General features: G+C 69.8%; 17 protein-coding genes. 12 read left to right on the plus strand and 5 right to left on the minus strand.

What is annotated here, in order from left to right:
* The first annotated feature begins 63 nt into the window (after positions 1 to 63).
* The 7 genes from ACZ4XD_RS31370 (at position 64) to ACZ4XD_RS31400 (ending at position 11806) form a co-directional block, all read left to right on the plus strand.
* Complete coding sequence (locus tag ACZ4XD_RS31370; protein ID WP_468047652.1) at positions 64 to 552, plus strand: luciferase domain-containing protein; 489 nt, start codon at positions 64 to 66, stop codon at positions 550 to 552.
* 226 nt (positions 553 to 778) lie between these two features.
* A complete protein-coding gene (locus ACZ4XD_RS31375; RefSeq protein WP_468047654.1) occupies positions 779 to 1213 on the plus strand; it encodes a DUF6640 family protein in 435 nt (144 codons plus the stop codon).
* An 89-nt stretch (positions 1214 to 1302) separates the two neighbouring features.
* Entirely contained in the window at positions 1303 to 2127 is an 825-nt protein-coding gene (locus tag ACZ4XD_RS31380) for an SDR family oxidoreductase (protein WP_468047656.1), read from the plus strand.
* A 678-nt stretch (positions 2128 to 2805) separates the two neighbouring features.
* Positions 2806 to 5223 (plus strand): LamG-like jellyroll fold domain-containing protein, encoded by a 2418-nt coding sequence (locus ACZ4XD_RS31385; RefSeq protein WP_468047658.1) that lies wholly within the window; start codon positions 2806 to 2808, stop codon positions 5221 to 5223.
* A 125-nt stretch (positions 5224 to 5348) separates the two neighbouring features.
* On the plus strand, positions 5349 to 7478 hold the full coding sequence (locus ACZ4XD_RS31390) for a LamG-like jellyroll fold domain-containing protein (RefSeq protein ID WP_468047660.1): 2130 nt from the start codon (positions 5349 to 5351) through the stop codon (positions 7476 to 7478).
* Positions 7479 to 7581: 103 nt separating this feature from the next.
* Positions 7582 to 11502, plus strand: coding sequence for a polymorphic toxin-type HINT domain-containing protein (locus tag ACZ4XD_RS31395; RefSeq protein WP_468047662.1), 3921 nt, complete (start codon positions 7582 to 7584; stop codon positions 11500 to 11502).
* A 13-nt stretch (positions 11503 to 11515) separates the two neighbouring features.
* Positions 11516 to 11806, plus strand: coding sequence for a hypothetical protein (locus ACZ4XD_RS31400; protein ID WP_468047664.1), 291 nt, complete (start codon positions 11516 to 11518; stop codon positions 11804 to 11806).
* 266 nt (positions 11807 to 12072) lie between these two features.
* Here ACZ4XD_RS31400 and ACZ4XD_RS31405 read toward each other — a convergent pair whose 3' ends face one another.
* The 3 genes from ACZ4XD_RS31405 to ACZ4XD_RS31415 form a co-directional block, all read right to left on the minus strand.
* The gene (locus tag ACZ4XD_RS31405; RefSeq protein WP_468047666.1) at positions 12073 to 12381 is read right to left on the minus strand and encodes a hypothetical protein; all 309 of its coding nucleotides are present in this window, start codon (positions 12379 to 12381) and stop codon (positions 12073 to 12075) included.
* A 150-nt stretch (positions 12382 to 12531) separates the two neighbouring features.
* On the minus strand, positions 12532 to 12723 hold the full coding sequence (locus ACZ4XD_RS31410) for a hypothetical protein (protein ID WP_468047668.1): 192 nt from the start codon (positions 12721 to 12723) through the stop codon (positions 12532 to 12534).
* Between the two features lie 164 nt (positions 12724 to 12887).
* Positions 12888 to 13520 carry a TetR/AcrR family transcriptional regulator gene (locus ACZ4XD_RS31415; RefSeq protein ID WP_468047670.1) on the minus strand — a complete coding sequence of 211 codons (633 nt, stop codon included), beginning with the start codon at positions 13518 to 13520 and terminating at the stop codon, positions 12888 to 12890.
* A 555-nt stretch (positions 13521 to 14075) separates the two neighbouring features.
* On the opposite strand from ACZ4XD_RS31415, the gene ACZ4XD_RS31420 reads away from it, so the two are divergent.
* The gene (locus ACZ4XD_RS31420; protein WP_468047672.1) at positions 14076 to 14939 is read left to right on the plus strand and encodes an alpha/beta fold hydrolase; all 864 of its coding nucleotides are present in this window, start codon (positions 14076 to 14078) and stop codon (positions 14937 to 14939) included.
* Positions 14936 to 15949, plus strand: a complete 1014-nt coding sequence (locus ACZ4XD_RS31425) for a VOC family protein (protein ID WP_468047674.1) — start codon at positions 14936 to 14938, stop codon at positions 15947 to 15949. The genes ACZ4XD_RS31420 and ACZ4XD_RS31425 overlap by 4 nt, the downstream gene beginning before the upstream one ends.
* Before the next feature lie 16 nt (positions 15950 to 15965).
* On the opposite strand, the gene ACZ4XD_RS31430 is transcribed toward ACZ4XD_RS31425, so the two are convergent.
* Positions 15966 to 16688 (minus strand): IclR family transcriptional regulator, encoded by a 723-nt coding sequence (locus ACZ4XD_RS31430; protein ID WP_468047690.1) that lies wholly within the window; start codon positions 16686 to 16688, stop codon positions 15966 to 15968.
* 192 nt (positions 16689 to 16880) lie between these two features.
* Here ACZ4XD_RS31430 and mhpD point away from each other — a divergent pair, with 192 nt between their 5' ends.
* From mhpD to dmpG, 3 genes are read left to right on the plus strand one after another with little or no spacing between them, the layout of a single operon-like run.
* On the plus strand, positions 16881 to 17699 hold the full coding sequence (gene mhpD / locus ACZ4XD_RS31435; RefSeq protein ID WP_468047676.1) for a 2-keto-4-pentenoate hydratase: 819 nt from the start codon (positions 16881 to 16883) through the stop codon (positions 17697 to 17699).
* Positions 17696 to 18643 carry an acetaldehyde dehydrogenase (acetylating) gene (locus tag ACZ4XD_RS31440; protein WP_468047678.1) on the plus strand — a complete coding sequence of 316 codons (948 nt, stop codon included), beginning with the start codon at positions 17696 to 17698 and terminating at the stop codon, positions 18641 to 18643. The genes mhpD and ACZ4XD_RS31440 overlap by 4 nt, the downstream gene beginning before the upstream one ends.
* Complete coding sequence (gene dmpG / locus ACZ4XD_RS31445; RefSeq protein ID WP_468047680.1) at positions 18640 to 19671, plus strand: 4-hydroxy-2-oxovalerate aldolase; 1032 nt, start codon at positions 18640 to 18642, stop codon at positions 19669 to 19671. The genes ACZ4XD_RS31440 and dmpG overlap by 4 nt, the downstream gene beginning before the upstream one ends.
* Positions 19672 to 20009: 338 nt before the next feature.
* Here the strand turns inward: dmpG and ACZ4XD_RS31450 are convergent, their stop codons facing one another.
* A complete protein-coding gene (locus ACZ4XD_RS31450; RefSeq protein WP_468047682.1) occupies positions 20010 to 20156 on the minus strand; it encodes a hypothetical protein in 147 nt (48 codons plus the stop codon).
* Between the last annotated feature and the right edge of the window lie 247 nt (positions 20157 to 20403).

The following is a 20403-nucleotide window of genomic DNA, read 5'->3' on the forward strand; positions in this document are numbered from 1 at the left end:
CGCACGGAGCCAGGCCGCCTCTGTTGAGGCGGGCTGTCCCATGACGATGAAAGAGGCACCACCATGACATTCCCGGCACTCCCGCCCCGTGAAGGCGAGCGGCCCCGGACGGGCCCCGAAGTCCCGCACCTGCAGTTGAGCCAGACCAGTCCGGCCGAGGTCAGGCAGGGGCTGCTGCGGTGGATGGACGCCGCACTGCCCGGCACCGCCTGGGGTCGCAGCAAGGTGTCCGCCCCCAGCTCCCGCGCGCTGTTCCTCGACGGCACGCCGCCCGCCCCGGGTGCGGTGCTGATGCCGCCGCACGGCGACGAGGAATTCACGCATGTGCACGCCGACGGCAGTCTCCATCTGGCGCTGGACCCGGCCGACCATGCCGCCTTCCTGGCCTCCGGCTGGGGAGAGAAGCACCCGCTCTACGACCTCGGCATCAACGTCGTGATGCTCTACGCCCCGCGTGACCGGACCGAACTGGAGGTGGCCAAGCAGGTCATCACCGCCTCCTATGCCTACGCGACGGGCCGGCCGCCGATCTCCGACGCCGCCGCGGCCTGACACCGCGCCGTCCTCTGCCCCGCTCCCGTCCTCTGCCCCCGACCTCTGCCCCCGCTCCCGACCTCTTCCCGAGCCGGTCGGGCGTGCCGGCCCTCCAGGACTTCCCAGGCCGGCCGTACCCAGCTGCCCCGAACGAGACGAAAGGCCGCTTCCGATGCGCAACTCCCTCTCTCCCACCCCTGTTTCCGGCGGAGTGCCCGCCGGGTCCGCCGCAGCTTCGCGAACGATGACCGGCAAGGCGATGCTCTCGCTGGTCGCCGTCTTCACCGGTGTTTCGCCCTATATCGCCGACTGGAACGAAACGCACGTACTGAATCCGCTCTGGCCCGCACACGCCAAGTTCCACAACGGTCAGACGATGGCCATGGGGACCCTCCTCGCCCTGGCCACGTTGTACTTCGTCTGGCGCCGCCGGGGCGACGCCGGTTCCAACCTGCGTGCCGCGGTCGTCCTCGCCGGCCTGTACTGGGTCAGCCAGGCGGCGGCCATCTTCTATCCGGGTGCCGCCTACTTCGACCCGCAGTTCGACAAGCCGGGCATGTACGTCGCCGGTCTGCCGGTGCAGGCGGTCATCGAGATCGTCGCTCTGGCCCTCATCGGGGGCGCGGTCCTGCTCTCGCGCCCGGCGCCGGGCTCCGGTGTGCCGGAGAACGGCAACTGACCACCCCGACCGCCGGTGTGTCCGGCCGTCCGCGGGGCGATCAGCCCGCGGACGGCCGAGCCGGAGAGCCGGAAGGCAAGGAGAACCTCATGATCGTCATCACTGGTGCCACCGGGAACATCGGCCGCTCCCTGGTCGGGCGACTCGTCGCCGCCGGGCAGCCGGTACGGGCGGTGAGCCGTGATCCGGAGCGTGCCGCGCTCCCCTCAGGAGTGGAGGTGTTGCCGCTCACGTCGGACGGGCTGTTCGAGGGGGCATCGAAGCTCTTCCTCCACGTGCAGGCCACGGGCGACGGCATCGCCACCGTCCTCGACCGGGCCAGGGCCGCCGGCGTACGGAACGTCGTCCTGCTCTCCTCGGGCATCATCGAGGAAGGCGCCGATGAGACCAACCCGATCTACACAGCGCACACGGCAGCCGAGCAACTGGTCCGTGCCAGTGGTCTGGAATGGACCTTCCTGCGCCCCACCGTCTTCTCCGCCAACGCCCTCCAGTGGGCCCCGCAGATCCGCGTGGGCGACACCGTGCGCGGGCCCTTCGCGGCCGCGGCATCCGCGCCGATCCACGAGGACGATATCGCCGCGGTGGCCGAGCGGGCCCTGCTCGACACCGGTCACCACGGCGCCGTTCACCGGCTCACCGGGCCCGAGGCGACGACGACCGCGGGGCAGGTCGCCACCCTCGGGAAGGTGCTCGGCCTGCACCTCCGCTACGTCGAAATGCCCGCGGCGGAGGCGGAGGCCGCCCTCTCGGCGCACCTGCCGCAGCAGGTGGCACGGGGCGTGCTGAAGTCCTTCGCCGCGATGGTCGGTTCCGAACCCGAGATCACCGCGACGGTGCAGAACGTCACCGGCCACCCGGCACGCACCTTCACGGCGTGGGCCGAGGACCACCGGGCCGACTTCACCACCTGAACCGGCCCGCTCGCGGGGTGCCGTCCGAGAAAGGTACGCGGGAGGCACCCCCCGGGCCGCCGCCCGGCGCCCGCCGCCCGGCGCGCGGGACAACGTGCAGGCGCCCCGCGCCTGTTGCCTCCCGCCCCTGTTCCATCGCCCGGCACCAGCGCACCGGGAGCGCAACGGCCCAGGTACCGGCAAGGGGCGTGGGGGCGGGACCGGCGCCGTCCATACCGGTCCGCGCACGGGGCTGCCGGATTCCAGACCCGGCCACCTGTGCCGACTGTGTCAACCCGGGATTTCTGCGACTGCGATGGTGAACAACACACCCGCCGTGGCCTGACGCCCACGGGCCCGTCGGCCGCCAAGGTCCAAGTGGAGCACCTCCTGGGGGCGTCCCCCATGAGGTGCTCTCACTCGCCTCGGACCCGATGTGACGGTTTCGGTCATCTGTGCCAGAAATTGGCCGTGGGATGTCTGTGAAGATTGTGATGATCAGGTGAAGATGGATTGACCTGACCATGCCGGGATCATCTCCGCGGGGCATGACCACGGAACCGCGCGCCCCGATCTGCGGCGACGCGCACCGAGTCGACCGACATCTCTGATCGCATCGGCGTTCCGCATGGCTGGTCTTTGACATTCATGTGTATGGGGGGAGTTCGTATGGGGTGGCGTGGTGTGCGGGGGCGGCCGATGTCAGTGACACTGGCCGCGCTGACCGCGGTGGCCGCCTGGGGCACAGGCCCCATGGCCGGGGTGTCGTCGGCGGCGCCCGGTGATGGATCGGATTCCCTGGTGGAGGATTTCGCTTACCCCGACCGGGACAAGCTGCTCGCGGAGAAGGGCTTGAAGCTCGTCTCAGGCGACGGCCACATCACGCTCGTCGACTGCGCCTCCGGTGGCAGCGATCTGGTCCGGGTCAACAGCCGTACCAGCGGCGACGCGTGTTTCGCGGTCTCCGGGCCGGTGGGGTACCTGGCTCTGGAGATGAAGCGCTCCTACCTGGCCAAGTCCGACAGCCGGGAAGGCGTCACAGCGACGGTGCGGACGGACAACCCCGCTACCAACGAGAGCAAGGTCGAGGAAGTCGCCCTCGAACCCGGTGCCTGGAAGTCGCTGGGCGAGGGGCTCGACCCCGCCCTCAACTCCACCGTGCTGGAACTCAGCGTGGGGGAGGGCAAGGCGCCCGTGATGACCGGAGACTCCGCTCGCCCGTGGCTGGCCCGGGTGACCGTGGGCCGGCCCGGGCAGCAGGGAGGCAAGGGGTGCAGCGGTGCCCTCGTCGACCGGACCTGGGTTCTCACGGCGGCGAGCTGCTTCTCCGACGACCCGGCCAAGCCGGTGTCGGCGGGCGCGCCGCCGCGTGAAGCGACGGCCGCTTTCGCGGGCAAGGCGCCGGTGCGGATCAACTACGTGGTGCCGCGCGACGACCGTGACGTGCTGCTGGCCCGGTTGACCGCTCCGCTGACCGACATCGCCCCTGCCCGGATCGCGGGAAGCGCCCCCGGAGACGGGGCGGCGCTGATCGCGGCCGGATACGGGCGCACCGGCACGGCGTGGCTGCCCGACGGTCCGCACAACAGCAATGTGACCCGGAGCAGCGCCACGGACACCACCATGACGCTGACCGGCGGCAGGATGTGCAAGGGCGATGCCGGAGGGCCGGTCCTCGACGGGAACGGTGGCATAGCGGCGGTGCAGAGTCTCGCCGGTCACGCGGGCTGTCTGGGCCAGTCCGGAGAGAGCAACAGCTCCTCTGTGGCACGTATCGACAACATCGCGGCATGGGCCAACAGCAGCGCCTTCGCAGGCAAGGCCGCCTTCCCCCTGGATGAGAATGCGGGTGCGCGGCGGGTGCTGGGTGGTGCGGCGCGGGAGTTCACGGCGGAGCTGGTCGGTGGCGCCGAGCCGGGGACGGTCGGCAAGGTCGGCACGGCGCTGAAGCTGAATGGCACCTCCGCTTATGCGGCCACCGCCGGGCCGGTCATCGACACCACCAAGTCGTTTGCCGTTTCCGCGTGGGTCAAGCTCGACAACAAGGACAAGAACCAGACCTTCCTCTCGCAGGCGGGTAATCGCGCCAGCGGCTTCCAGCTCTACTACTCCAAGAACTACGACAAGTGGGTCTTCAACCGGCACCTCGCCGACACCGACGAGACCACCATCGCCCGCTCGATCAGCACGGACACTGCCCAGGCCGGCGTCTGGACCCATCTGACCGGTGTTTATGACAGTGCCACGAAGAAGGTCCAGCTCTTCGTCAATGGCAAGCCCCAGACGGCTGCCGACTTCACCACCCCCTGGCGGGCGAGTGGCGCCCTCCAGATCGGCCGCCTGCGGTGGCAGAACACCTGGCAGGAGAATGCGGCCGGCGCGATCGATGAGGTGCGCACGGTGCAGTCCGTTGTGACGCAGGCCGATGTCACGGCGCTCTCCGCCGGCCAGTTCCCGGCGCACTTGCAGGAATTGGCGTCCTTCCCGCTGGATGAAAGTGCGGGGGCGACGCACGTCAGCGGAGGCATGGGTGCCGGCCCCGTCGCCACGGTGGCCGGAGGCGGCGCCCAGCTGGGCGTATCCGGCAAGGTCGGCACCGCCCTGAAGCTGAATGGCAGCTCCGCTTATGCGGCGACCGCCGGGCCGGTCATCGACACCACCAAGTCGTTTGCCGTTTCCGCATGGGTGAAGCTCGACGCCAAGGACAAGAACCGCACGTTCGTATCGCAGGCGGGTAATCGCGCCAGCGGTTTTCAGCTGTACTACTCCAAGAACTATGACAAGTGGGTCTTCAACCGGCACATCGCCGACACTGACGACACGGCCATCGCTCGGTCCATCAGCACGGACGTCGCGCAGACCGGGGTGTGGACCCATCTGACCGGCGTTTATGACGGTGCCACGAAGAAAGTCCAGCTCTTTGTGAATGGCAAGCCCCAGGCGGCTGCCGACTTCACCACCCCCTGGCGGGCCAGTGGTGCGTTCCAGATCGGCCGTCTCCACTACCAGGGCACCTTCCAGGAACACTTCGCCGGAACCATCGACAACATCCGCATCTGGGATCGGGCCATCGGCGTGGACGAGATCTTCAACGACGGCATCCAGACCAGGAATTAGCGGTCTCCGGAGTCATTCCTCACCGGGGCCTTGACCGGCGATTCGCGCCGGGCCGGGCCCCGGCTTCCGTAAGCACGGAGACGCGCTCTCCGCATGCTCCAACGCTTGATGAACAAGGATCAGAAATGACACTCCACGGTCGATTAGTGCTGCCCTTGATGGTGACAACGTTATTGGCCACCGGTACCCCGGCGATGGCGTCGAGCGAGCTGCTCGCGGCTTCACCGGCAGGGCGGGCCCCCTCCGCCCGGTCGGCCGGCGTGGCCGAGCAGGCGGCATTTTCCCTGGATGAGGATGCGGGTTCGCGGCGGGTGCTGGGTGGTGCGGCGCGGGAGTTCACGGCGGAGCTGGTCGGTGGAGCCGAGCCGGGGACGGTCGGCAAGGTCGGCACCGCGCTGAAACTCAACGGCACCTCCGCCTACGCGGCCACCGCCGGGCCCGTCGTCGACACCACCGAATCCTTCTCCGTATCCGCATGGGTCAAGCTCGACACCAAGGAAAGGAACCAGACGTTCCTCTCCCAGGCCGGCAACCACGCCAGCGGCTTCCAGCTCTACTACTCGAAGACCTACGACAAGTGGGTCTTCAATCAGCACTCCGCCGACACGGACGGCCCGGACCTCGTGCGTGCCGTGAGCAAGGATGCCGCGCAACCGGATGAGTGGACCCATCTGACCGGTTCCTATGACGCGGAAAAGCGCTCGCTGTCGCTGTTCGTGAACGGTCGGCTCCAACAGTCGGTGCAGGCCGCGCCTGCTTGGCGGGCCGCCGGCGGTCTTCAGATCGGCCGGCTGCGCTCGCACGGCGTCTGGAAGGAGAATGCGGCCGGCGCGATCGATGAGGTGCGCACGGTGCAGTCCGCTGTGACGCAGGCCGATGCCACGGCGCTCTCTGCCGGCCAATTGCCCGCGCACTTGCAGGAATTGGCGTCGTTTCCGCTGGATGAAGGTGCGGGGGCGACGCATGTCAGCGGAGGTATGGGCGCCGGCCCCGTGGCCACCCTCGCGGGAGGCGGCGGCCAGCTCGGCGTACCGGGCAAGGTCGGCACCGCCCTGAAGTTGAACGGCACCTCCGCCTATGCGGCGACCGCCGGGCCGGTCATCGACACCACCAAGTCGTTTGCCGTTTCCGCATGGGTGAAGCTCGACGCGAAGGACAAGAACCGCACGCTCCTTTCCCAGGCCGGCAATCGCGCCAGCGGCTTCCAGCTCTACTACTCCAAGAACTACGACAAGTGGGTCTTCAACCGGCACAACGCCGACACTGACGACACCACCATCGCTCGGTCCATCAGCACGGATGCCGCGCAGACCGGGGTCTGGACCCATCTGACCGGCGTTTACGACAGCGCCGCGAAGAAGATTCAGCTCTTCGTGAATGGCAAGCCGCAGACGGCTGCCGACTTCACCACCCCCTGGCGGGCCAGTGGTGCGTTCCAGATCGGCCGTCTCCACTACCAGGGCGCCTTCCAGGAGCACTTCGCCGGAACCATCGACAACATCCGCATCTGGGACGAGGCCGTCCTGGTCGGCTGCTCGCGTATGAATGCCATCGGGCACCGCGGCGCGCCGGAAATAGCCCCGGAGAACACGCTGGCCTCTTTGGAGGCCGCGGCCGATCGTGGTGCGGACTGGGTCGAGACCGATGTGCAGTTCACCAAGGACGGCCGGCCGGTCATCATGCACGACGCGACCGTGGACCGGACGACGGACGGCACCGGACGGGTCGACGAACTCACCGCCGAGGAGATATCCCGGCTGACGGTCAAGGGCGGAGGCCAAGTCCCGACGCTGGAGCAGGTGCTGGCCTCGCTCAAGGACAGGCCGGCCCGGCTCCTCCTGGAGATCAAGGGACCGCAGTCGTCCGCCGCGGTCGGCCGGGCCCTCGGGCTCGTCTCCGAGGCGGGGATGACCGAACGCACGCTGCTCCAGTCCTTCGACGAGCAGGTGGTGCGGGACGCGTCCGCCTCCCCGCACCGGACGAAGGTGGCGTTGCTCCGGTCGGTCCTGGACGCCGACCCCGTGGCCACCGCCCGGCAGTTCTCGCTCAGCGCGTATGCGGTCAAGTTCAGTGGCCTGTCGGCTCGCCCCGCGGTCGTGGACAAGCTGCGGGCCGCGGGCGTCGAGGTGTTCGTCTGGACGGTCGACACCGAGGCCCAGTGGCAGACCGCGACGGCATGGGGCGTCGACGGCGTGATCACCAACCGCGCCGATCACTTCGTCCAGTGGCGGAATGCGCACTGCGCCGAAAGGTGACGCGAACTCCCGGCGCGCTTCGGGGTGCCGCCCGAGGCGCGCCGGGAGACGCACCGCCCGGCTGTCCATGAGAACCGTTCACTCACTCACAAGGAGAAGTGTTGTGGTAGCAGGATTACGGAGCGCCTTCGGCCGGCGCGGCGTCGTGGCGACGCTGCTGGCCATGGCGCTGATAGCGGGCGCGGACTTACGTCCCGCCACGGCTGATGAGGCGCCTCCGGCGTATGACAGATCCGACGTTCTCCAGCAATGGCAGACCGGCGGTCCCGGGGTGCGCAAGGCGGCCGAGGCCGTCTTGCTGGGGCCGGACCAGAACGTCGACACGTTCATGGAAAAGGACCTGCCGTCGGTCAGGGAAGACGACCTGCGGGTTCAGGTGGCGCAGGTCATGACCATGGGCGGGCCGGGCGTGCGGGAGGCCGCGAACAAGGCGCTGGACGGCGGCGTCCAGGAGTTGCAGGCGTTCCTGAACGGTGGGCTCGTTCGGCCCTATGACGATGATCTGCGTGTCGAGGTGTCGCAGATCATGGCCGCCGGCGGGCGGGGTGTGAAGGAGGCGGCCGGCAAGGCGCTGGACGGCTCGGCCGACGAGTGGCGCCGGTTCATCGATGACGGGCAGTTCCGGGCGCGGGAGGAGGACAACCGGGTTCAGGTCGCCCAGTTGATGACCGCGGGTGGCCCGAATGTGAAGAAGGTCGCGCAGCAGGCTCTCGACGGTTCTCCGGAGGATGTGCAGGAGTTCCTGGACGAGGGGTGGCAGGTCGCCGCCGCGCGGGACCAGGAGGCGCTGACGGTTGCGCAGTTGGCTGCACTCGCTGACCGGGCGCAGAAGAAGGCCAAGGAGCTGACCGAGGAGGCCAAGGAGGAGGCGGCCAAGGCGGAGAAGGCGACTGAGCGGGCCAAGGAGGCGGCGCAGGTCGCGGCGAAGGAGGCCGAGGCGGCCAAGTCGTCGGCGCACAAGGCGGCGGCAGCGGCGTCGCGGGCGGCTGCTGCGGCCGACCGGGCGGCGCAGGCGGCGCGTACGGCGGTGGCGGCTGCTGCTGCGGCGAACCGGGTGGCACGGGTGGCCGCGACGGCTGCGGCGCAGGCGGCGTATGCCGCCGGGCGGGCCGGGAGCGCGGCCTCTTCGGCTCGGTCGGCGGCAGCGGCGGCGGCCGGTAATGCGTCCAAGGCCAAGGAGGCCCGGCTGGCGGCGCAGAAGGCGCGTGATGCGGCCGCGGGGGCGAAGAAGGCGGCGGACGCCGCTGATCAGGCCGGTATTGCCGCGGACAACGCGGCGAAGGCGGCGGGTGCCGCGGCCAGTGCGGGCGCCAATGCGGCCGCGGCGGCCACGTCGGCCGCCGAGGCGGGGCGCTGGGCCGGTGAGGCCGGGGCGAAGGAGGCCGAGGCGAAGGCGGCGGCGGCCCGGGCCCAGCGGCTGGCGGGGCAGGCCACGCGTGCGGCCGTGGCGGCGCAGACCAATGCCCGGCAGGCCGCGGTGGCCGCGCGGCAGTCGCGCAACGCCGCCAACGACGCAGCGAAGCATGCCGAGGCCGCGGCCAAGGCGGCGGACAAGGCCGCGGACGAGGCGGGCCACGCGGTCGACGCGGCCAAGGAATCCACGGCCGCGGCGGACGCCGCCACGGAGGCGGCCAATGACGCGCAGACGGCAGCCGGCCAGGCCAGGACCGTGGCCGAACTGGCCCGCAAGGCCGACACCGAGCGGCTGACCGAGCAGCAGGAGGAGAACGTCCTCGCTGCCGAGGAGGCCAAGAAGGAGCACGATTCGAGCGTCGCCGCTGCCCAGTGGCAGGCCGGCCGGGTACAGCAGTTCAACACCGTGACCCAGAAGCTCCGCGAAGAGGCCACCGCGGCGTCCGACCCCCAGGTCACGGTGGCCAAGGGCCGGCAGCTCGCGGTCAACCTCGCCTCCAGCGGCGGCCCATGGGTCGTTGAGGCTGCCGAGCAGGCCTTGATGGGGACCGACGCGGATGTGGTCGAGTTCGTACGTGCGGGGCTGACGGTGGCCACCGAGCAGGACGACCGGGCCAGCGCGGGGCACATCGCCGCCACGAGCGACAACCCCGCACAGCAGGCGGCGGCTCTGGCCGTGCTGGACAAGCCGGCCGACCAGGTGCGGGAGTTCCTGCGCACCCGGGCCTACCCGGGCAAGGAGCACGACGACCGCATCGCGGCCTCCCGGATCATGGCGGCGGGCGGCCCGGGGGTGAAGGCCGCGGCCAACAAGGCTCTGGACGGCACCCCCGCCGACCTGCACCAGTTCCTGGAGACCGGGCAGTACAAGGCGCGCGAGGAGGACGAACGGGTCGAGGTCTCCCAGGCGATGACGGCCGGCGGCCCGGAGGCCAAGGCAGCGGCCCAGGCGGCGCTGTCGGGTCCGCCGTCCGAGTTGCACGACTTCCTGCACATCGGGCTCTACCGGGCGCGGCAGCGCGACGCCAACGCCGCCGCCCACATCGCCGAGATCGACATCCTGCTGGCGGGGGCGGACCGGTCCGCGGCGCTCGCCCACAAGGACGCCGCCCAGGCACAGAGCGTCGCCGCGGACGCCCGCGACGAGGCCACAGAGGCCGTCAAGTGGGCCGACAAGGCGCGCAAGTCCGCCGATAAGGCAGACACCTACGCCAAGCAGGCCGACAAGTCCGCCGACCAGGCCGCCGACTCGGCCAAGAGCGCGGCCGAGTCCGCCAGGAAGGCCAACAACGCCGCGGCCTCCGCCCGCAAGGACGCGCAGGCGGCGGCCCGCTCCGCGGAGCGGGCCGAGCACTCCGCGGGTATCGCGTCCTCCTACTCCCTGCAAGCCAACTCCGCCGCCTACGAGGCGAGCGTCTCCGCTCAGGCCGCGGGGAAGGACGCCACAGCGGCGGCCAAGGCGTCGACCGAGGCGATGAAGTCCGCGGCCGACCTGCTGCTCTCGGAGATGAAGAAGCAAATCCAGGACGAACTTCTGGAGAAGAACAAGCCCCTGTCCGACAGCGAGATGCGCAAGACGCTCGACAAGCGGCTGATCGAGTACCGCAGAAGCCTCCTGGGAAGCGGGGGGCTGAAGCCCGGCCAGGTGGTGCTGGTCTGCGCGGGCGACGGAGCGGGCGGGATGAGCTGCACGAGCAGCACCTACCTCGACCGCCTGATCGCCTGGTATGTGGGCGCGGAGGAGATCGAACAGTGTCTCCAGACGAAGAAGCTCTCGTGCCTCAAGGGCCTCGCGCTCAGTGCTCTCAAGCTCAAGTTCCTGAAGAAGGGCAGGCCGTGCGAGAAGAACAGCTTCGTCCCCGGCACCCGCGTCCTGATGGCCGGTCACCGGACCAAGCGGATCGAGGACATCCGCACGGGAGACCGGGTCATCGCCACGGACCCGCGGACCGGCCGCACCGCGGCGAAGCGTGTTCAGGCGACCATCACCGGCTTCGGCCGGAAGGATCTCGTGCGCGTCACCGTAACCGGCCCCGGTGCACGGTCCTCCGGCACGGTGACCGCCACCGGCAGGCACCCCTTCTGGGCGGCGGGCGGCAGGAACGCCTGGCTCGATGCCGAGCAACTCAAGCCGGGTGAACGACTGCTGACCGAGGCCGGACGCCAGGCACGGATCGACACGACGAAGTCGTGGACCATGTCCCGGCAGCGCGTCCACAACCTGACGGTCGCCGATCTGCACACGTACTATGTGCTGGCCGGCGAGACTCCGGTACTCGTTCACAACACCAACCCAGGCGATTGTTTCCGGGGCGCCAGGGCCGGGGAATCGCCGAGTTTCCATCCGAGGCCCAACGACTACAAGATCGATGCGGAAACCGGGTTCGTGCGTGAATCTCATGGAGTTTCGGTGTTCGACAACTCCGGGAGCGTTTCCTCGAAGGGATTCATTCCGCATCAGATCGACCAGTCCAGCTTCCCCAGCACACTCCGGGTGATTCGGCGCGGCAGGGATCCCAGGCATTATGAGATCGTTCCGGCTCCAGGGGCGAATCTCACCCCTGAGCGATATGCGGAGGAGCTGGCCAAAATCAAGACTCGACAGGACTGAAGGGGTGGTGAAGGTGTACGACCTGCAGTTCCCTGACTATCTGGCGGGGTACGAAGTCGAAACGGAAGCGAAAGGCTATCTGGTGGGCGTGCGGGTGGTCGCACCCGAGGCCACCTACGAGCTGACCGTCTACGACGTTGCACGCCTGGGGGAAGAGGTTGCCGAGGAAGTGCAGTCGGACGGGTCTTTCGCTGTGGCGAATCTGGTCGTCGTCCCGCGTGTGACTCGCGTTGACATCGCTCAAGCAGTGGAACGCCTGTCTCGAAGCGACTTCGCGGGACTCATGCCCCGGGCCGAGGTGTAGTTCCGCCCGGGTCGCTGTACGACGAGGGCAGCAGTATCCGCACAACCGAGGAAGCCCCACCAGGCGGTGGCGGATTCCAGGGGTCGTTGCGCACAAGGCCGGTTGATCAGGCCGCGAGCAGTTCATGCAGGCGCTCGACTGGGGTTTCCCAGTCGAGCGTTTTGCGTGGACGGCCGGTGAGTCCAGCGGCGACTGCCGTCGTGCGGCGCGCCTGGCCGACGCCGACGCCGACGCCGGTTCGCCATCGCCTCGTTCAGTTCGGGCTGCTACTCCACCGCATACAGCAGGTTGTACTCAGCACCGTCCGCTCTGAAGCGCAGACTGCGCTCACCAGGCGTATCCGTGATCCACTGCTCCCCGAGCCTGCCGTCCCCGGTTGTTCCGCCGGCCTCCCCGAGAGAGACGGCTATCGTTCCCGTGAAGTCACAGTCGTACTTGACGGTGTACATCCGGTCTCCGAGGACCGTCCCGTTCCACACAGTGCCACGATTCTGGACGACAAGCCTCTGCTCGTCGAAGCCGCTCCAGCCCTCAGTCGTGACGCACTTGAGCTTTTCCAGATAGAGCTTGGCCATACCGTCCCCTGTGCAGGATCCTTCTCGACGCTTCACATCCTGCCGAGCCTCGATAAATGATCACTAAACGAAGGGTCGCGGTGCTCGCGCGAACTCGCCCTCCAGATCTGCGCGGCCCGGCGGTTCCCGCGCCGCCGGGCCACGTACGGGTCAGGCGAGGCCGATCTGCTGGTAGAAGGTCAGGTTGTCCCAGAAGAGGAACTCCTCCTCCATCACTGCGTGCTTGTTCCAGATGCCGACCGTGGCCATGTTGATGGCGAACTTCTTGCCCGTCGGCTGGACGAAGCCGCCCTTGCCGTCCGGCATGGGCCGGGTGAAGGTGCCCTGCATGACGCCGGTCACCGAGGTCAGGTTGTCCTTGGCGATGCGGATCGGGTGCTCGGTGATGCGGGTGTCCGGCGCCCAGACGAACTTCGTTCCATCGCCGGGCGGCCCCGGTCGCCCTCCGGCCCTGGTCGCCCTCCGGCCCTGGTCACCCTCCGGCCCTGGTCACCCTCCGGCCGCCGTTACCCTCCCGCTCCGGCCGCCATGCGGCGTGCCGCCTCGTGTACCGACTGGGCGTGCAGTTCGAACATCGCCGTCAAGTTGACGGCGTCGCCGGTGATCTCCCGCTGCACGAACAGGCCGTCGGTGCCCGCGATGGCGTACGTCGTGAGCGTGTGGATCTCGGCCTCGTTCAACTCGGGGTGGAGGGTTTGCAGTATCTCGGTGACCTTCCGGCGCGCGACTGCTCTGGCCTGGAGGAACACGGTCCGGCCTCGGGGCTCGGTGGGGCGCCGCTCCAGGGCGAGCATGAGGCCGAGGCGCAGGAAGTCGGGCGCGTCGACCAGCGACTTGGCCACGTTCGCGGCCATGGCGGTGACCCGCTGCAGGGGGGTGCCCGTCTCCTCACCCGGCAGCTCGACCGCGGCGAGCCAGGTGTCGAAGCTGCGCTCGATGACCGCGGCGATCAGGTCGTCCTTGTCCTTGAAATGCCAGTAGATCGAGCTCGCGGGCAGTCCGCACTTGGCGCTGACGGCCGCGATGGACGTGCCCTCGTACCCGCGCTCACCCGAGATCTCCACGGCGGCATCGAGGATGCGCTGCCGCGACTCCATTCCGTTCGCCCGCTTCCGGCGCGTCGTGTGGGGCCCGGTCATGGCACTTCCCTTCTGTTGTCTTCGCCCTTGACCGTATCCGGCGTCGAGCTTACTGTAGCGTTCATTCCAATTGGAGTGAACGCTACAGCAAGAACCACGACGAGACGGCGACCGTCAGGTGGCCGAAGGCAGGAGCCGGCGTCAGAAACGGCGCCGGAGACGCATGCGTACGACGTTGGCGGTGACCGGGTACCCCACGGGGTGACCGCACCTACTGGGCATGGGCCCCAGGACCGTCGTCCTGGAGCGCGTGCCGGGGTTTCGCCTCGCGACCGGTCCGCTTCAACGAAGTCCGGCAGCTGGGCCCCGGCCGCGGATGGCCAATGGCCAATGGCCAATGACCAGGGGCCGGGGGTCAGGGAAAGCGTCCTGCTGCCTGGATGACCACCCGCCGTACGGGCGCCTTCGCCCCGCGACCCACGCCTACGTCTCCGCAGCCACAACTGCGCCCCGGCACTCGCCGCGCCCCCATCGGGCCCGGCCCCAGCCGACGCACCCCGCCCGACCGTGAACACCACCCAGTACCGCGAACACCACCCAGTGAGGACCGACACCATGACCCCGCAGACCGGCCTGCCGACGATGCAGGAGACGACGTACGACATCGGCGGAAAGAAGATCTTCGCTGCGGAGACGGGCGACGGGCCGCCCGTGCTGCTGCTGCACGGTGGCGGGCCCGGCGCCTCCGGCGTATCCAACTACGCCCGCAACATCGCCGAGTTGGCCAAGGAGTACCGGGTCATCGTGCCCGATCTGCCCGGCTACGGGCGCAGCAGCAAGGGTGTCGACGGCAGTGACCCCTTCGGCTATCTGGCCGACGGCATCCGCGGTCTGTTGGACGCACTCGGCCTGGAGAAGGCCCATCTGGTCGGCAACTCCTACGGTGGCGCCTGTGCCCTGCGGCTGGCCCTGGACACCCCTGACCGGGTCGACCGCATGGTGCTGATGGGCCCCGGCGGGGTCGGCAACACCCGCGCCCTGCCCACTCCCGGACTCAACAACCTGCTGGGCTACTACGCCGGCGACGGACCCTCGCGGCTGAAGCTGGAGACGTTCATCCGCAACTACCTCGTCTTCAATGCCGCCGAGGTCCCGGACTCCGCCATCGAGGAGCGCTACCAGGCCAGCATCGACCCCGAGGTGATCGCCTCGCCGCCGCTGCAGCGCCCCGCCGGGCTGCGCACCTTGTGGAAGATGGACTTCACCCGTGACCCGCGCCTGAGCCGGCTGCCCGTGCCCACCCTCGTCCTGTGGGGCGCGGAGGACAAGGTCAACCGGCCGTCCGGCGGCCGGATGCTGGCGGACCGCATGCCCAACTGCGACCTGTACCTCGTCGCCAACACCGGGCACTGGGTGCAGTTCGAGCGCACCGATCTGTTCAACCGCCTGTGCGCCGACTTCCTGGCCGGCCGCCGATGACCACACATGACGCCCCGTCCGTCTTCGGTGCCGTCCGCCTCGGATACCTCGTCATCGAGACCAACCGCTTCGCCGACTGGCGCCGCTTCGGCACCGACGCCATCGGCATGCACCACCACGCCCTCTCCCGCAATCTGATGCGCTTCCGCCTCGACGACCAGGAGTGCCGCTTCCTCATCCGGCGTGGCCCTGCCGAGGACGTCGTCGCCACCGGCTGGCACATCGACGACCACGCCGCCTTCGAACGCATCGAGGCCCGCATCCGCGCCCACGGCGTCCCCTTCGCCGTCGGCACCGACGAGGAAGCCGCCCTGCGCGGCGTCGAGCGCCTGCTGCGGTTCCCCGGCCCCAAGGGCATCACCCAGGAGATCTGCACCACCCCGGCGACATCGGCCGAGCCGCTGCGCATGCTCGCCTCAGGCTTCGTCACCGGCGACGGCGGCATGGGTCACATCGCGCTGACCTCCACCAAGCCGATGCAGACCCGGAGTTACTTCCACACCGTCTTTGACGCCCGTCTGACGGACTACATCGACGAGACCTTCAGCGGCGTCAAATTCAAGATTCGCTTCCTGCGCGTCAACGAACGCCACCACTCCATCGCGATCGCCGCCGCCCGCGGCCTGCCGATCGATGCCGTCCGCACCCGCGTGCAGCACCTCAACGTCCAGGCCGCCACCCTCGACGACCTGGCCCAGAGCTACCAGCGCGTGCACGAACTCGGCTTCGACATGGCCCTGTCCGTCGGCCAGCACACCAACGACAAGGAACTCTCCTACTACGCCCGCACTCCCTCGGGCTTCGAGTGGGAGGTCGGCTGGAACCCCGTCCTCGTCGACGAGACCACCTGGGAGCCCACCACTCACCAGGGCATCAGCATCTGGGGTCACCTGCCGGTCGGCCGGACCATCGTTGACAGACTCGCCCAGTTCCAGGCCGGGGCCCGCTCCCTGGGCCGCCCGGAGAGCACGGTTCCGTCGCTGAGTGGCGCAGGCATTCCCGGCGACTGACCAGTCCAACGCCCGATCACGTACCGGAGCGCAACACACGGGACAGTCCCAGCGCGGCGGTCCGTACCGCCGGGGCGAGCTGGGCCGGCCGGAAGCGGCTGCGGGGCACGGCGACCGACAGCGCCGCCACCGCCACCGCCCCGTCGAAGACGGGTGCCGCGATGCAGCTGACGCCCGGGGTGGCCTCTTCCTCCTCGTAGGCCAGGCCCGCGACCTGGGCCTGCTCGATGGCGGTGCGCAGCCGTTCCGGATCGGTGACCGAGTGCGGCGTGAGGCGGGGGAGGGGGGCGTCCAGCACCTCCTCCGCCAGCTCCGCGCCGGAGAAGGCCAACAGTGCCTTGCCGATGCCGGTGCAGGTCAGGGGAAGCCGACCGCCGATCCGGGAGGGCAGCCGCAGGGCGCCATGACCGTGGATGCGCTCCACGTAGACCACCTCGTGGCCTTCGCGCACGCCCAGATGGACGGTCTCGTGCGTGGCCTCGAACAGGTCCTGGAGAAACGGCAGGGCCGCCTCGCGCAGATCATGCCGGCGCGGCACGAGCGAGCCGAGTTCGAAGAGCTTGCCGCCGAGCCGGTAGTTCTCCGCCTCGCGTTCGAGCAGACCGAGCCGGACCAGTTCGCCGCACAGCCGGAACGCCGTGGTCTTGGTCAGACCTGTACGTGCAGAGAGTTCTGTAAGGCGGAACGATCCGCCATCCGGTCGGAAGCAATCCAAGACTGCCACTGCCTTGTCCAACATATTTCCCTGCGTGCTGTTCCGTGTCATGGAACATATTTTGCCGTTGCTCACGATGCGCGTCTATACCTGGCATGCGTCACGGCGACGGCCCGCACACCCGTACCGAGCCCCGCACCAGCTTCGCTCCCTTCCGGAGGTATCCCGCATGACCATCCCGCAGCCCCTTCGCACCGCTCCCGACAAGAGCGACGCATGAACGCCCACGAGTCCGCCGGTCCGGTGGCCGAGGTGGCGGCCGTCCTGGACGAAGCCGCCCGCGCCGGTGTCCCGTGCCCCCCGGTGCGTCATCTGCTGCCCGAGGCGGACATCGAGGCCGCCTACGCGGTGCAGCGCCTGAACGTCGAGCGGGGCCTCGCCGCCGGCCGGCGCCTGACCGGCCGGAAGATCGGTCTGACCTCGCCCGCCGTGCAACGTCAACTCGGCGTCGAACAGCCCGACTTCGGCGCCCTGTTCGCCGACATGGCGGTGCCCGAGGGGCAGCTGATCGCCCCCGGCCGGCTGTTGCAGCCGAAGATCGAGGCGGAGGTCGCCCTGGTGCTCGGCGCTGACCTGCCGCACCGGGACCCGACCGTCGCCGACCTGCTGCGGGCAACGGCGTTCGCCCTGCCCGCGCTGGAGATCGTCGACAGCCGCATCGCCGACTGGGACATCAGCATCGTCGACACGGTCGCCGACAACGCCTCCTGCGGCCTGTACGTCCTCGGCGGCACCCCCGTACCGCTGGACCGGGTCGATCTGCGCGACGTACGGATGACCCTGACCAGGAACGGCGAGACCGTCTCAACGGGCACCGGCGCCGACTGCCTGGGCAGCCCGCTCACCGCCGCGCTCTGGCTCGCCTCGACACTCGCCGGCCTGGGTGAGCCGCTGCGGGCCGGTGACATCGTCCTGACCGGCGCGCTCGGCCCGATGGCCGTCGCCGCCGAAGGCGACGCATTCACTGCCCGCATCGAAGGACTCGGCACGGTCACCACCGCGTTCGCCGCCGCCACGGAAGGAGCCGGAGCATGACCACGAAGGTCGCCGTCATCGGCTCGGGCAACATCGGCACCGACCTCATGATCAAAACTCTGCGGCTCTCCGACTCTCTGGAGATCGCCGCCCTGGCCGGCATCGACCCCGACTCCGACGGCCTGGCCCGCGCCCGGCGGCTGAAGGTCGCGACCACCCACCAGGGCGTGGACGGCCTGGTCGAGCTGGACGAGTTCGCGGACGTGTCCCTCGTCTTCGACGCCACCTCCGCCGGGGCGCACAAGCGCCACGACGAGGTACTGCGCGCACTGGGCCGCACGGTCGTCGACCTCACCCCCGCCGCGCTCGGCCCGTACGTGGTACCGCCGGTCAACGGCGACGCCCATCTGAACGCGCCCAACGTCAACATGGTCACCTGCGGCGGGCAGGCCACCATCCCCATAGTGGCCGCCGTCGCCGCCGTGACCCCGGTCCACTACGCGGAAATCGTTGCCGCCATTTCCTCCCGTTCGGCGGGCCCCGGCACGCGGGCGAACATCGACGAATTCATCGAGACCACCTCCTCGGCCCTCGAACAGGTCGGCGGCGCGGCCCGCGGCAAGGCCATCATGGTCCTCAACTCCGCCGAACCGCCCCTCATCATGCGGGACACCGTGCACTGCCTCGTCGGCGACTGTGACGACGCCGCCGTGACCGCCTCCGTGGAGGAGATGGCCGGGCGCGTCCAGACGTACGTCCCCGGCTATCGCCTCAAGCAGAAGGTGCAGTTCGAGCGCGTCGCCTTGGACGACCCACTGCGCTCCCTCCTGCCGGCCGCCTCCCGGTCCGGCCGGGCCGCCAAGGTATCGGTGTTCCTCGAAGTGGAGGGCGCCGCCCACTACCTGCCCGCCTACGCCGGCAACCTCGACATCATGACCTCGGCCGCCCTGCGCACCGCCGAGCGCATGGCCGCCCACCGCACCACGAAGGTGGTTTCCCCATGACCGCGCACCGGCCGAACACCGTGTACGTGCAGGACGTGACCCTCAGGGACGGTATGCACGCCGTCCGCCACCGCTACACCGTCGAACAGGCCCGCACCATCGCCGCCGCACTCGACGCCGCCGGAGTCGCCGCGATCGAGGTCGCCCACGGCGACGGCCTGGCCGGCTCCAGCATCACCTACGGCGTCGGCGCCCACACGGACTGGGAATGGATCGAGGCCGTCTGCGACGCCGTGACCCACGCGGTGCCCACCACCCTGCTCCTGCCCGGCATCGGCACCGTGCACGACCTCCGCCGGGCACACGCCCTCGGCATCCGCTCGGTGCGCGTCGCCACCCACTGCACCGAGGCCGACATCTCCGCCCAGCACATCGCCGCCGCCCGCGACCTGGGCATGGACGTGGCCGGCTTCCTGATGATGTCCCACATGGCCGAACCCGCCGAACTGGCCCAGCAGGCCAGACTGATGGAGTCCTACGGCGCGCACTGCGTCTACGTCACCGACTCGGGCGGCCACCTCACCATGGACGGCGTACGCGACCGCGTCCGCGCCTATCGCGATGTCCTCGACCCGTCCACCGAGCTGGGAATCCACGCCCACCACAACCTCGGTCTCGGGGTGTCCAATTCGGTCGTCGCCGTCGAGAACGGCGTCACCCGGGTCGACGCCTCCCTCGCCGGCCAGGGAGCCGGAGCGGGCAACTGCCCCCTGGAGGCGTTCGTCGCGGTCGCCGACCTGATGGGCTGGGAGCACGGCTGCGACCTGTTCCCCCTGATGGACGCCGCCGACGACGTCGTACGCCCCCTCCAGGACCGCGAGGTGCGGGTGGACCGCGAAACCCTCACCCTCGGCTACGCGGGGGTGTACTCCAGCTTCCTGCGCCATGCCGAGACGGCCGCCCGCCGCTACGGCATCGACGCCCGCGCGATCCTCACCGAGGTCGGCCGCCGCGGGCTGGTCGGCGGCCAGGAAGACATGATCACCGACATCGCCCTCGACCTCGCCGCGGTCCGCACCACCGCCTGAACCACGGACCTTCGGCGTCGGCTTTGTATGCATCGCATCCGATTCATCGCATCCGCGGCTGGGTGACAGGGTGACCACTTTCGGTGACCGGGGGTGGTGGGACGGGAGCGACTGGCGGGGATTCATAATGGAAGGAAGCAGCCCGGGCGAGTGCGTCCCCTTCCGGCAACGCACGCCGGGCGTGTGGTACGTGCCCCCAGGGTGGATCTCATGGACCCCCAATTCTCCGAATCGGCACCTCAGGCAGCCGCCGGACAGCCGCAGCCGCAGTGGGGCCGAGTCATGGCGTCCGCACTGCGCCACTTGGACGCTCGGCTGGGGGCTGCGACGTGTACCGCCTATCTGCTGACCTCGGACGCCCGGTCGCTGGTCGCGGCGATGACGGTGAGCACGCCCTTGAGCTTCACCATCCTGCCGTCGATGGCGGCAGACGATCTCTCGCTCGCCTCCGCCAGAGCCCACCAGTCGGGTGGGTTGGTGTTCATCGACAGTACGGAGGTACGGAGTTCCGCCCGTCAAGCGCCGGCAGTTCTCCTGCACATCCCGTTCGCCACGGCCTTGGGGGGGGGGGGGGGGGGGGGGGGGGGGGGGGGGGGGGGGGGGGGGGGGGGGGGGGGGGGGGGGGGGGGGGGGGGGGGGCGGGGGGGGGGGGGGGGGGGGGGGGGGGGGGGGGGGGGGGGGGGGGGGGGGGGGGGGGGGGGGGGGGGGGGGGGGGGGGGGGGGGGGGGGGGG

The sequence above is a fragment of the Streptomyces sp. NPDC029466 genome (genome assembly GCF_055574515.1).

Coding starts and splice junctions, on each gene's coding strand:
- ACZ4XD_RS31370 (WP_468047652.1), top strand. CDS start 64: ATGACATTCCCGGCACTCCCGCCCCGTGAAGGCGAGCGGCCCCGGACG.
- ACZ4XD_RS31375 (WP_468047654.1), top strand. CDS start 779: ATGACCGGCAAGGCGATGCTCTCGCTGGTCGCCGTCTTCACCGGTGTT.
- ACZ4XD_RS31380 (WP_468047656.1), top strand. CDS start 1,303: ATGATCGTCATCACTGGTGCCACCGGGAACATCGGCCGCTCCCTGGTC.
- ACZ4XD_RS31385 (WP_468047658.1), top strand. CDS start 2,806: ATGTCAGTGACACTGGCCGCGCTGACCGCGGTGGCCGCCTGGGGCACA.
- ACZ4XD_RS31390 (WP_468047660.1), top strand. CDS start 5,349: ATGACACTCCACGGTCGATTAGTGCTGCCCTTGATGGTGACAACGTTA.
- ACZ4XD_RS31405 (WP_468047666.1), bottom strand. CDS start 12,381: ATGGCCAAGCTCTATCTGGAAAAGCTCAAGTGCGTCACGACTGAGGGC.
- ACZ4XD_RS31415 (WP_468047670.1), bottom strand. CDS start 13,520: ATGACCGGGCCCCACACGACGCGCCGGAAGCGGGCGAACGGAATGGAG.
- ACZ4XD_RS31420 (WP_468047672.1), top strand. CDS start 14,076: ATGACCCCGCAGACCGGCCTGCCGACGATGCAGGAGACGACGTACGAC.
- ACZ4XD_RS31425 (WP_468047674.1), top strand. CDS start 14,936: ATGACCACACATGACGCCCCGTCCGTCTTCGGTGCCGTCCGCCTCGGA.
- ACZ4XD_RS31430 (WP_468047690.1), bottom strand. CDS start 16,688: ATGTTGGACAAGGCAGTGGCAGTCTTGGATTGCTTCCGACCGGATGGC.
- mhpD (WP_468047676.1), top strand. CDS start 16,881: ATGAACGCCCACGAGTCCGCCGGTCCGGTGGCCGAGGTGGCGGCCGTC.
- ACZ4XD_RS31440 (WP_468047678.1), top strand. CDS start 17,696: ATGACCACGAAGGTCGCCGTCATCGGCTCGGGCAACATCGGCACCGAC.
- dmpG (WP_468047680.1), top strand. CDS start 18,640: ATGACCGCGCACCGGCCGAACACCGTGTACGTGCAGGACGTGACCCTC.
- ACZ4XD_RS31450 (WP_468047682.1), bottom strand. CDS start 20,156: ATGAACACCAACCCACCCGACTGGTGGGCTCTGGCGGAGGCGAGCGAG.